This window comes from Mesorhizobium sp. WSM4308, assembly GCF_002294905.1.
GTDB lineage: Bacteria > Pseudomonadota > Alphaproteobacteria > Rhizobiales > Rhizobiaceae > Mesorhizobium.
Window position 1 is genome coordinate 62262 of sequence record NZ_NSFW01000027.1, and the last position, 11526, is coordinate 73787.

At 62.8% G+C, this 11526-nt stretch carries 13 protein-coding genes and 1 pseudogene; 7 read left to right on the forward strand and 7 right to left on the reverse strand.

The annotated features are described in order from the left end of the window. Positions 1–127 precede the first annotated feature (127 nt). Together CK227_RS34045 and CK227_RS34050 are read left to right on the forward strand one after the other, a co-directional pair. Positions 128–691 carry a peroxidase-related enzyme gene (locus tag CK227_RS34045; RefSeq protein WP_095775854.1) on the forward strand — a complete coding sequence of 188 codons (564 nt, stop codon included), beginning with the start codon at positions 128–130 and terminating at the stop codon, positions 689–691. Between the two features lie 133 nt (positions 692–824). Further along, entirely contained in the window at positions 825–1151 is a 327-nt protein-coding gene (locus CK227_RS34050; RefSeq protein WP_095775871.1) for a YciI family protein, read from the forward strand. A gap of 21 nt (positions 1152–1172) precedes the next feature. On the opposite strand, the gene CK227_RS34055 is transcribed toward CK227_RS34050, so the two are convergent. Further along, entirely contained in the window at positions 1173–1787 is a 615-nt protein-coding gene (locus tag CK227_RS34055; protein WP_095775855.1) for a LysE family translocator, read from the reverse strand. 209 nt (positions 1788–1996) lie between these two features. On the opposite strand from CK227_RS34055, the gene CK227_RS34060 reads away from it, so the two are divergent. Next, a complete protein-coding gene (locus tag CK227_RS34060) occupies positions 1997–2782 on the forward strand; it encodes an alkaline phosphatase family protein (RefSeq protein ID WP_095775856.1) in 786 nt (261 codons plus the stop codon). A gap of 390 nt (positions 2783–3172) precedes the next feature. Then, positions 3173–3799: a DUF1062 domain-containing protein gene (locus CK227_RS34065; RefSeq protein ID WP_095775857.1), complete on the forward strand. Its 627-nt coding sequence runs from the start codon at positions 3173–3175 to the stop codon at positions 3797–3799. Between the two features lie 61 nt (positions 3800–3860). On the opposite strand, the gene typA is transcribed toward CK227_RS34065, so the two are convergent. After that, positions 3861–5690, reverse strand: coding sequence for a translational GTPase TypA (gene typA, locus CK227_RS34070; RefSeq protein WP_095775858.1), 1830 nt, complete (start codon positions 5688–5690; stop codon positions 3861–3863). A 197-nt stretch (positions 5691–5887) separates the two neighbouring features. Between typA and CK227_RS34075 the strand changes: the two genes are divergently transcribed. Beyond that, positions 5888–6172 carry a hypothetical protein gene (locus CK227_RS34075; protein ID WP_245318372.1) on the forward strand — a complete coding sequence of 95 codons (285 nt, stop codon included), beginning with the start codon at positions 5888–5890 and terminating at the stop codon, positions 6170–6172. Between the two features lie 115 nt (positions 6173–6287). Here the strand turns inward: CK227_RS34075 and CK227_RS34080 are convergent, their stop codons facing one another. Further along, positions 6288–7571, reverse strand: a complete 1284-nt coding sequence (locus CK227_RS34080; protein WP_179296103.1) for an MFS transporter — start codon at positions 7569–7571, stop codon at positions 6288–6290. A gap of 74 nt (positions 7572–7645) precedes the next feature. Between CK227_RS34080 and CK227_RS34085 the strand changes: the two genes are divergently transcribed. Both CK227_RS34085 and CK227_RS34090 read left to right on the forward strand, forming a co-directional pair. Continuing rightward, positions 7646–8263: a TetR/AcrR family transcriptional regulator gene (locus CK227_RS34085; RefSeq protein ID WP_095775861.1), complete on the forward strand. Its 618-nt coding sequence runs from the start codon at positions 7646–7648 to the stop codon at positions 8261–8263. Between the two features lie 43 nt (positions 8264–8306). Next, complete coding sequence (locus CK227_RS34090) at positions 8307–8900, forward strand: hypothetical protein (RefSeq protein WP_095775862.1); 594 nt, start codon at positions 8307–8309, stop codon at positions 8898–8900. Positions 8901–9006: 106 nt separating this feature from the next. Here CK227_RS34090 and ppa read toward each other — a convergent pair whose 3' ends face one another. From ppa to CK227_RS34110, 4 genes and pseudogenes are all read right to left on the reverse strand, one after another. Next, positions 9007–9540 carry an inorganic diphosphatase gene (gene ppa, locus CK227_RS34095; RefSeq protein ID WP_038650389.1) on the reverse strand — a complete coding sequence of 178 codons (534 nt, stop codon included), beginning with the start codon at positions 9538–9540 and terminating at the stop codon, positions 9007–9009. Between the two features lie 201 nt (positions 9541–9741). Then, positions 9742–10248, reverse strand: coding sequence for a GNAT family N-acetyltransferase (locus CK227_RS34100; RefSeq protein ID WP_010912199.1), 507 nt, complete (start codon positions 10246–10248; stop codon positions 9742–9744). 154 nt (positions 10249–10402) lie between these two features. Beyond that, positions 10403–11041, reverse strand: coding sequence for a TPM domain-containing protein (locus tag CK227_RS34105; protein ID WP_095775863.1), 639 nt, complete (start codon positions 11039–11041; stop codon positions 10403–10405). 4 nt (positions 11042–11045) lie between these two features. After that, positions 11046–11526 (reverse strand): annotated as a pseudogene (locus tag CK227_RS34110) (hypothetical protein); the annotation flags it as partial.

Sequence of the window (11526 nt, forward strand, 5' to 3'; positions counted from 1 at the left end):
CCCTCCCGTCGAATGCTTTTACGGCTATCGTAGCAGATGACCGCTGTTTGGCGACAAAGGTTTGACGGCTTGCCGAGAATTATCGGAATTCGGCGGCAAGCCATCATCCAACGAGGAGAAACGACACATGACCGGCAAAATTTCAGCGCTTGATCTGGTCTCGGGAGAGCTGAGCGAGCCGACAAAGGCCTATTTCGCCAAATGCGAGGAAAAGCTCGGCCTGGTTCCCAACGTGCTCAAGGCCTATGCCTTCGACGACAAGAAACTGCGCGCCTTCACCGACATGTACAACGACCTGATGCTGGGTGAGTCCGGCTTGTCGAAGCTGGAGCGGGAGATGATCGCCGTTGCAGTCTCCTCCATCAACCATTGCTACTACTGCCTGACCGCGCACGGCGCCGCGGTGCGCCAGCTGTCGGGCGACCCGGCGCTCGGCGAGATGATGGTGATGAATTTCCGCGCCGCCGATCTTTCGGCGAGGCAGACCGCGATGCTCGAATTCGCCGTCAAGCTGACGGAGGAGCCGGCCAAGATCGTCGAGGCCGACCGGGCCGCACTTCGCAAGGTCGGCTTCAGCGACCGCGACATCTGGGACATCGCCTCGACCGCGGCCTTCTTCAACATGTCGAACCGGGTGGCCGCGGCAATCGACATGCGGCCGAACGACGAGTATCATGCCATGGCGCGTTGAGGCTCGCGGGAGGCCCAACGCGCCTTATATTAGTCACCTCTCATTTCCGTTGCGTGTTTGCCGGTTTGGTCCGATGATCGGCGGGCGGCATGACCGCATGCCGGTTCAATGCCGCTCATCACGGGAGGAGAACATGGCGAAGTTTCTCTATGTCTATCACGGCTCCGGCAAGATGCCGACGAGCGAAACCGAGCGAAAGGCCATGACCGACGCCTGGACAGGCTGGTTTGGAAAGCTTGGCTCGGCCGTTGTCGACCAAGGCAATCCAGTCGGCATGTCGAAGACCGTCCTGCCAGGCGGCAAGATAGAAAACAACGGCGGCAGCAACCCGACCGGCGGCTACTCGATCATCGAGGCCAAGGATATCGACGATGCCGCCGAGAAGGCCAAGGGCTGCCCGATGCTGGCCATGCCGAACTGCAACGTCGAGATCGCACCGATCATCAATATGATGGCCTGACGCCTCGCCTCAGGATCATGCTCAGGACCGCGCCGCGATCGCTGCGGCGGCGCCGGCCATCGTGGTGGCGCTGACGCGGTTGGCGATCTTCATGGCGCGCTTGCTCTTCAGCAGCTTGCGCGCCTGCGCGGCGGCGAGCACCCAGGCGAGATCGATGGCGATCAAAACCACCGCCATTGTCGCCGTCAGCTCGACCCAGCCGACAATGCTGACCGAGGCGAGGTCGATGATGGTCGGCAGCAGCGCCAGGTAGAACATCATGATCTTGGGGTTGCCGAGCGTCACCGCCATGCCGGCGAAGAACAGCTTCACGGCTGAATCCTCGCGCGGCATCTCGCCCTCTTCGGCATCGACCGGCGCCGTCCACATCTTCCAGGCAAGGTAAGCGAGATAGGCGACGCCGACCCACTTCACCACGACAAAGGCGAAGTGAAAAGTCTGCGCCACCACGGCAAGTCCGAACACTGCCAGCGACAGCCAGATGCCCTCGCCGATCCACATGGCGAGCAGGAAGGGGAACACGTCGCGAAAGCCCTTCGCGATGACGCGTGCGACCAGTGCCGCGATCGACGGACCGGGTGAGCCGGCGGCAACGAACAAGGCGGCGGCGAAAATCAGCAGCGAGGTGAGATGCATGGCACTGCCTCCAAACGGTTGAAGGGCGGACGATATCCGATCGACATCGCCGCTTGCAACGCCGGTGGCAGCGGATCCCGGACTGGCTCCGCGTTTGGCCATGCCCTTGACTGCCATGCCCGACTTGCAGTCAGGTTGATCTTGCCGAGCAGGCGGAAGGAGGCGTTTTCGTGGTTGTGCCAAGGCGCGCGGTCGTTCGACGGTTCTCCATGCTGGCTGTCCTGGCAGCCATCATGGCGCTGAGCGGAGGACTCCAGGCTGTCGCATCGTCGGGAAAGCCGCCGAAATATGATCACGTGGTTGTCGTGATCATGGAGAACCACAGCTTTGAGCAGATTTCCCTGGCGAGGCGAGCCGCCCCCTATTTGAACAGGCTGGCAAAGGGCGGCGCGCTGTTCGAGCAATCCTATGGGGTTGCTCACCCCAGCCAACCCAATTACCTCGCGCTGTTCAGCGGCCTGACACAAGGCGTCCATGACGATGGCATGCATAGCTTTGCAGCGCCGAACCTGGCCGCTCGTCTTCGGGCTCATAGCAAAACGTTCGCGGGCTACGTCGAAGCCAGATCGCCGCGAAAACACAATCCCTGGGAATCGTTTGCGGATTCAAAGGGATTTGAGAAGCCTTTGGCCCAGTTCCCTCGCGACTATGCGAAGCTACCATCCGTTAGCTTCGTAATCCCCAATCTCGATAATGACATGCATGATGGCACAATAGAGGCGGCGGATGCCTGGTTGAAAACTTACCTTGGGGGCTACGCGGCTTGGTCGAAGAAAAACAACAGCCTTTTTATAGTGACGTTCGATGAAGACGACTACCATACAGAGAATCATATATTTACTGTATTCTATGGATTTGGAGTTGAACCAGGGCGTTACTCCGAAAAGGTCGATCACTATTCCGTCTTGCGAACCATTGAAGACATCGAGAGCATACCCCCATTGGGCACCAGCGTCATCAGAACGGTGATCGCAAGTGGCTGGAGCCGGCGGTAGTTTCCCACCTTCCGTCGCCAAATGATCGCCCCCGAATAACGTCGGAAGCCATCATTCGTTCGAAGTTACTGCCTCCCTTGCGGTCCTTGTTGGCTACGGCTAGAAGACGCGCCGCGAAACATTTTCGAGCTTCACCTTGCCTCAGTAACCGCCGGTCTCGTCAACTCCCCCGACACACATTTGCATGGTGCCGCATCCGCGGTGCCTGTTTCATGTTCACGTGTTCCTCTGGGCGGCGGTTCGAGACCGGTTTGGCACTGCTGAACCACTGTCGCGCGCTTTCCGCCAGCGACACCTGACCATCTCCGCAGCCGACCGCCACGCCGCGCCCGCATGGGCATCTCGATCGTGCCGACCTGATGAACTTCCCGACGGGAAGGGCTTATCGGCATGTCCGGCACTCTACGCATCCATTGGGCGATCGCGGCCCAAATCGCACCTCGACCGCTGATCAACTGCAATCGCTGCGGCGGCGTGAAGGCCTATCGCTGCAGCGGAAAATTCCGCGTCAACGCCAATGGCAAGCGCATCGACGTGTGGCTCATCTATCGCTGCGTCGACTGCGACAATTCCTGGAATTTCGGCATTTTCGAACGCTGCAACCGCCGCGACATCGAACCGGCCCTGCTGCAGGCGCTCGAAAGCAACGACCCGGGACTGGCGCGGCGCCATGCCTTCGACGTCGTCGCCTTGCGCAACCAGGTGGGGCGCGTCGAGGAGTTTCCCGATGTCGCGGTGCATAAGCGGCTGCTTGGCGGCGCCAGGGAAACCGCGTTGGCCCTGGAGCTCCAGCTCGGGCTCGAAATGCCGACATCGCTCCGGCTCGATCGTCTGCTCGCCAATGAACTCGGCATCTCGCGCTCGCGGCTCCTGGCCTTGGAGGAACGGCGCCTGCTGGTCGTCGATCCGGACGGCGCCAAAGCCTTGCGCAAGCTGGCCCGCCAGGGAATGACGGTCCGCATCGACCTGGCCGGCGAGCCGGATCAGGAAGCGATCATCTGTGCTGCCGGCGGGTAAACGAGAGAGGGGCGGAGCACCTTGTGCTCCGCCCCTCTGGGAAAATCGTCGGAAGAAAAACTTATGCCGCGCCGACCGCCTTGGACGACTTCTCGAACCGCTTGCGCTCGTTCGGGTCGAGATAGAGCTTGCGCAGCCGAATGGTCTTCGGCGTCACCTCGACCAGCTCGTCGTCCTGGATCCAGGCCAGCGCGCGTTCCAGCGTCATGCGGATCGGCGGGGTGAGCTTGACCGCCTCGTCCTTGCCGGCAGCACGGATGTTGGTCAGCTTCTTGCCCTTCAGCACGTTCACTTCGAGGTCGTTGTCGCGGGAGTGGATGCCGATGATCATGCCCTGATAGACCTTGACGCCCGGATCGATGACCATCGGGCCGCGGTCTTCCAGGTTCCACATGGCGTAGGCGACCGATTCGCCCTGCTCGTTGGAGATCAGCACGCCGTTGGTGCGCCCCGGCAGTTCGCCCTTGTAGGGCTCATAGGCATGGAACAGCCGGTTCATCACGGCGGTGCCGCGCGTGTCGGTCAGAAGTTCCGACTGGTAGCCGATCAGGCCGCGCGTCGGCGCGTGGAAGACGATGCGCTGGCGGTTGCCGCCGGAGGGGCGCAGTTCGACCATCTCGGCCTTGCGCTCCGACATCTTCTGCACGACAACGCCGGCATGTTCCTCGTCGACGTCGATGACGACTTCCTCGACCGGTTCCAGCAATTCGCCGTTCTCGCCCTTCTGCATGACGACGCGCGGCCGCGACACGGCGATTTCAAAGCCCTCGCGGCGCATCGTCTCGATCAGCACGGCAAGCTGCAATTCGCCACGGCCTGAGACGAAGAACGAATCCTTGTCGGGCGATTCCTCGATCTTCAGCGCGACATTGCCTTCGGCTTCGCGCAGCAGGCGGTCACGGATGACACGGCTGGTCACCTTGTCGCCTTCGGTGCCGGCGAGCGGACTGTCATTGACCAGGAAGGACATCGTCACGGTCGGCGGATCGATCGGCTGCGCATGCAGCGCCTCGGTCACCGACAGGTCGCAGAACGTGTCGGCGACCGTACCCTTGGACAGGCCGGCGATGGCAACGATATCACCCGCCTGGGCTTCCTCGATCGGCTGGCGCTCGAGGCCGCGGAAAGCCAGGATCTTCGAGATGCGGCCGGTTTCGATCTGCGTGCCGTCATGGTGCAGCACCTTGACCGCCTGGTTGGCCTTCAGCGTGCCGGATTCGATACGGCCGGTGATGATGCGGCCGAGGAAGGGGTTGGCTTCCAGGATGGTGCCGATCATGCGGAACGGGCCGGGATGGACGGTCGGCGCCGGCACATGCTTGATGACGAGATCGAACAGCGGCGCAAGCTGCTGGTCCTTGGGACCTTCCGGATTTTCCGAAACCCAGCCATCGCGGCCCGAACCGTAGAGGATCGGGAAGTCGAGCTGCTCGTCGGTGGCGTCGAGCGCGGCGAACAGGTCGAAAACCTCGTTGACCACCTCGACATGGCGGGCGTCCGGGCGGTCGATCTTGTTGATGACGACGATCGGCTTCAGGCCGACCTTGAGCGCCTTGCCGACGACGAATTTGGTTTGCGGCATCGGGCCCTCGGCGGCATCGACCAAGACGATCGCCGAATCCACCATCGACAGGATGCGCTCGACCTCGCCGCCGAAATCGGCGTGGCCGGGGGTGTCGACGATGTTGATGCGGGTGTCCTTCCAGTCGACCGAGGTCGCCTTGGCCAGGATGGTGATGCCGCGCTCCTTTTCCAGGTCGTTGGAATCCATGGCGCGCTCGGCGACGCGCTGATTGTCTCGGAAGGAGCCGGATTGCTTCAAAAGCTGGTCGACAAGGGTGGTCTTTCCATGGTCGACGTGCGCGATGATCGCGATATTACGGAGTTTCATGTTCTGGGTCTCGGAAGCGTTGCAGGCAGCAGGCCAAAGGCGCTGCCTCTTTCGGTTGCGCGGCTCATACAGGGTTTTTCGCAGTTGCGAAAGGGGAAGCGCGACACCAAATACTCATCAAATCTTAAGCATCTGCGTGTGAGATGATTTTGTTAACCAAGGCGGGAACCTTTCAGGGCCCGGGCAGTTCGACCGACATGACCGATAAACTCAACCGATTTTGGCCGCTCATCGCTTCGGTGGCCTTTGCCTTGCTGCTGGCGGCCAATGCCGCGCAGTCGGCTGCCGCGACCCAGAAAGGCGTGCGCGCCGTTGCGCAGTCAGACGCCCGGACCGCCGAACAGGCCTTTGCCGATGCGCCCGACGGCGTTGACCCGATGGTGACGGGACCGGTCAGCGCCGCCTTCAAGCAGCGCCAGGACGCCGCCAACTGCGACAGCGCCGTGTGGCCGAACATTCCGATGGTCTGCTACCCGGACTGACCGCACATAAATTGCCGTCTCGGACAGCGGCAACCATCGACACGCCCTGAACGCACAAGGCGGTCTGACGGCCGTCAGCTCGCCTTGCCCGAATTTATACTTATCTCGCCTCGCCTTACGCGGCTTGCGGTTCCGGATCGAAAGCCGGCTGGCTGGTGTTGATCAGCAGCGAAATACAGGCGGCCGCGATGGCCGTCATGCCGGCGATGAGGAAAGCCAGTTCGTAATTGCCCTGCAACTCACGCATCGTGCCGCCGAAGGCGGCCGCGGTGGCCGCACCGACCTGATGGCCAGCGACGATCCAGCCGAACACGATCGGGCCGCTGCGGTCGCCGAACGCCTCGTTGGCGAGCCGTAGCGTCGGCGGCACGGTGGCGATCCAGTCGAGGCCGTAGAGGACGGCGAAGATGATCAGGCTGGTCGCCGAGAAGCCGGAATAGGGCAGGTAGATCAGCGACAGGCCGCGGATGGCATAGTAGACGCCGAGCAGCTTGCGCGGATCGAAACGGTCGGTGAGCCAGCCCGACAGCGTCGTGCCGATCAGGTCGAAAATGCCCATCATCGACAACAGGCCGGCGGCCTGCACCTCGCCGATGCCCATGTCGCCGCAGAAGGCGATCAGATGCGTGCCGACCAGCCCGTTGGTGGTGAAGCCGCAGACGAAGAAGGTGGCGAACAGGTACCAGAACACCCGCGTGCCGGCGGCGCGGCGCAGCGTGTTCAGCGTATGCGCCAGGAAATTGCCCTGCGATGCCGGCGGCACCGGCGGCACGTCGTCGGCCTCGGCGCCATAGCGCACCATGCCGATCGAGGCCGGGCGCTCCGGCACCAGCAGCCAGACCAGCGGCAGCAGACAGGCCGTGGCCACCGCGACGGCGATGGCGACCGGCTTCCAGCCGCCCGATTGCGCCAGCGAGGCGAGCAGCGGCAGGAACACCAGCAGGCCGGTGGCGCTGGAGGCCGACATCAATCCCATGACCAGGCCGCGATTGGTCTTGAACCAACGGTTGACGATGGTGGCGCCGAGCACGCTGGCAACAGCGCCGGAGCCGATGCCCGAGAAGACGCCCCAGGTGATGAAGAGATGCCAGGGCTTGGTCATCAGCAGGCTGAGAGCGGTCGAACCCGACATCACCAGCAGCGATGCGATCAGCGTGCGGCGCAGCCCGATCCGCTCCATCAACGCGGCGGCGAACGGACCCGTCAGACCATAGAGCAGGATGCCGACGCCGGCCGCCAGCGAGATGACATCGCGCCGCCAGCCGAAGCTGTTTTCCAGCGGCAGCATCATGACGGCGGGCGCCGAGCGCAGCCCTGCGGCGATCAGCAGGCAGAGGAAGATGACGCCGACCACCACGAAGGCGTAGCGCTGGCCAAACGGACGGGATTGAGCTATCATGTTACTGACCGGTACGTTGCAAGATGGGAGCATGTATACGTACCGATCGGTAACATTGTCAATCGAGTCCCGTGATGCCAACCGACAAAAATATTGAACTGTCCATCAGCGACGATCATGCATCGGCGCCGCCGAAGGCGGCCAAGAAGATCCTCGACGTGGCGTATGACCTTTTCTACCGGCGCGGCATCAGGGCAATCGGCGTCGACGAGATCGTCAAACGCGCCGGCGTCACCAAGCCCAGCCTCTATCGCAGCTTCCCTTCCAAGGACGAATTGGCCGCTTCCTATCTTCGGCAATACGATCTTGAATATTGGGAACGTTTCGACGAGGCCGTCAAAGCCCATCCGGACGACCCGCGCGCGCAGATCAAGGCTTTCCTGACCCGCATTGGCAAGCGCACGCAGGTGGCCGACTATCGCGGCTGCGGCATGACCAACGCGGCGGTCGAGTATCCCGACCACAGCCATCCGGCCCGCGTGGTGAGCGAAGCCAACAAGCAGGAACTGCGCCGCCGGCTGCGCGCCATGGCCGCCGCGATGGGGGCGCAAGACGCCGACACTCTGGGTGACGGGCTGCTGCTTTTGATCGAAGGCGCCTATATCAGCGGCCAGCTGTTCGGCCTCGGCGGCCCCGCCCAGTCGGTGGCGACGAACGCCGATCTGCTGATCGAAGCGAGCTTGAAGAAATAGCGTTTGGCGATACGTTGCTCCGGCCTAACTGGAGATTGTCGTCATGCGTGCCACTTTGATCCCGCTTGCGCTTGCCGGCCTGTGTCAGGTGGCTCGTGCCGGCGACATATCCAGCGCCTATACCGATCTCGACTCGAAGAAGGATTGCGTGACCTATGCGCAGGCCGCGGAAGGCGACGGCGACTGGGCCGATCTCGCCTGTTCGGGCTATCGTGGCTATCCCGTGCTCATCGCCTATGACGACGCCCGTGAATCGCTGTTCTACGGTTTTCCGCCCGGCGGCGACATGACGTCCGTCTGGGAGAGTTTTTCCGGCTTCAATTCGTCCGCGGCCAAGGTTGAATGGCGCATCGAAACCAATGGCGACAAGGCCGTGCCCTTCGCGGTCATCCACCGCCGCACGATCAGCGATGCCGAGGTTCAGGACAAATCGACGGACGTGCTGCTTGTCGCCAAGGTCGGCCAGATGGACGCGCGAGAAAGCTGCACGGTCGGCCTCGTGCTGGCCACCGGCAACCCGCAAGCCAACGATCAGGCGCGCAAGCTCGCCGACGCGAAGGCGCGAACCTTCGCCTGCGGCAAGGACCGGCACACCGTCATCGGCAATGTGCCGGCTTTCGGCCGGGTGGATAACTGACCGGCCAGAGCAATTCCCAGTGTGAAGCGGTTTTCCGTTCAGAATCGCGTCAAACAACAAAGTTGGAGCGGTTTGCCGTTTCTGTGAAACGGTGGACCGCTCCAAGCTACTTGCTCTTCTTCGCCCGTTCGATCGCGTCGACGATCATCTTCTTGGCATATTTGGAATCGTGCCAGCCTTCGATCTTGACCCATTTGCCGGGCTCGAGATCCTTGTAGTGCTCGAAGAAGTGCTGCACCTGCTGCAGGGTGATGTCGGGCAGCTGCGTATACTCGGTAACGTTCTCGTAACGCAGCGTCAGTTTGGGCGATGGCACCGCGATGACCTTCTCGTCCTGGCCGGCATTGTCTTCCATGATCAAGACGCCGATCGGCCGCACATTGATGACGCAGCCCGGCACCAGCGCGCGCGTGTTGCAGACCAGCACGTCGATCGGATCGCCATCGCCCGACAGCGTGTGCGGCACAAAGCCGTAATTGCCGGGATAGCGCATCGAGGTGTGCAGGAAGCGGTCGACGAACAGCGTGCCGGCCTCCTTGTCCATCTCATACTTGATCGGCTCGCCGCCGATCGGCACTTCGATGATGACGTTGACGTCTTCGGGCGGATTCTTTCCGGTGGCTATGGCTTCAATGCGCATGGATTTGTCCCTCTCTCGGTCGGGAGGAGATAGCGGGCGGCGCACAATGGCGCAATGCGGCGAATGGTGCTCGCGAACGTCAGGCGGGACGCGATGGCGTCACACGCGTTCAATCATCGGCACAAGATGTTTCAGCGTCGTGATTTCACCGGGATACCGCACCGCGTACCGGCCTTGCTTTGCGCAATCATCGCCCGGCGGTCATTCCCAGACGAAGGCGACCTTCTTCAGCGCTTTCTGCTCGAAGATCTCGACGCCCTCGGCGACATCGCGGCCGCCGGCGCCGGCATAGAAGGCCAGCGCGTTCTGGTTGTCTTCCAGCGCCCACACCACCATGCCCTTCAGCCCGTGGTCGGCAAGGCGCGCCCTGGCCGCCGAAAACAGCCGCCGGCCGAGGCCGATGCCCTGATATTCCGGGCGCAGGTACAATTCGTAGATCTCGCCCTGCTGCTTGAGTTCCCGGGCGCGGTTCTTGCCGATCGTCGCATAGCCGGCGATGGTGCCGCCGATTTCGACGACCAGAACGGTGGCGGCGCGGCGAATCGCATTCGCCCACCAGTCGGCGCCGCGGCGGTTGATCATCGACGTCAGCGTGCGGTGTGGAATGATGCCGGAATAGGCACCGCGCCAGGCTTCCAGATGCACTTCGGCAATGGCGCCTGCATCGCGCGGGTCGGCTTTCCGAATGTCGATCGTCAGCGTATTCATGATTTGTTAACCATAAACCCGCATCGGCCGATTGCAAGAGTCCGGGGCGGCCCGCCGGCCGCTTTCTCACAGCCGATCCTCACATTGCCGACATCGCGCAAAAGCCTGTCCGGAAACAGGCCGGACCGGTAAAGTGGCGCCTATCGGCAGGCTCTCAGATTTCGACCAGATGGTCGTCGAGCTCGTTGGTATCGCCGGATGTGACCGGGAAATGCTCGGCCAGTACCGCCCCCACCTGCTCGATCGCCTTGACGAACCCATCGGCAAGCCGGTCGTCGCCGGCATGCGCCGTCAGATCACCCACCACGCCGTCCCAGACATGCTGGCCGACCTTGGCGTCGATGCCCGAATCGGCGACCACCTCGGCATAGCGCTCGGCGATCGAGACGAAGACCAGCACGCCGGTGCGCGCCGTGGTGCGATGGACGTTGCGGGCGAGGAACTGCTTGACCGCATTGGCGTGCGCGGCCTGATAGCGCAGCCGCCGTGGCACCATATGGATGCGCAGGCCGGGAACAGCCCACAACAGGGCAAGCACGCAGGCCAGTGCCAGCAATTGCGCGATGACGAAATGCGGCAGGCGGATGGTGAGCCACCATGCCTCCAGCCCATAGGCGACGGCGAGGCTGACCACCAGCATACCTAGCGTCGCCATCATGGCGGCCGGAGCGAAATAGCCTTCGCTGGCATGGGCGACGACGCAGTAGATCTCGCCGTCGGTTTTGGTTTCCGCGGCGCGGATCGCGTCGGCGATGCGCTCATGATCCTGCGGGCTGATCGGTCGTGTTGCCATTGTCTCACCAGCTTCCTGAAGAACCGCCACCACCGGACGAGCCGCCGCCGCCCGAGAACCCGCCGCCGCTCGACCCGGACGACCAGCCGCTGGAACTGCCCGACGACCAGCCGCTGCCCGACGAACCGGTCGTCCAGCCGCTCCCGCCCGAGGATCCGCTTGGCCCCTTGCCGTAACGAAACGTCATGCCCAGCCATCTATACACGCCCGGCGACAGCTTGGTGCCGAACATCGGCGGCAGGAACGCCATGGCCAGGCCGCCGAAGAACATCGTCGCCCACAGGATCAGGAACACCGCGACGATCGGGTCGATGGGGGTGCTGCTGTCGGCGGGATTGCGCTTGCCGCGCGCTTCCAACTCCTCCGGATTGCCTTCCAGCACCATGACCATGTCGTCGACGGCCTTGGAGATGCCGCCGGAGAAATCGCCGGCGCGGAACGCCGGCACCATGTCGTTTTCGATGATCAGCTTGGTGTGCAGGTCG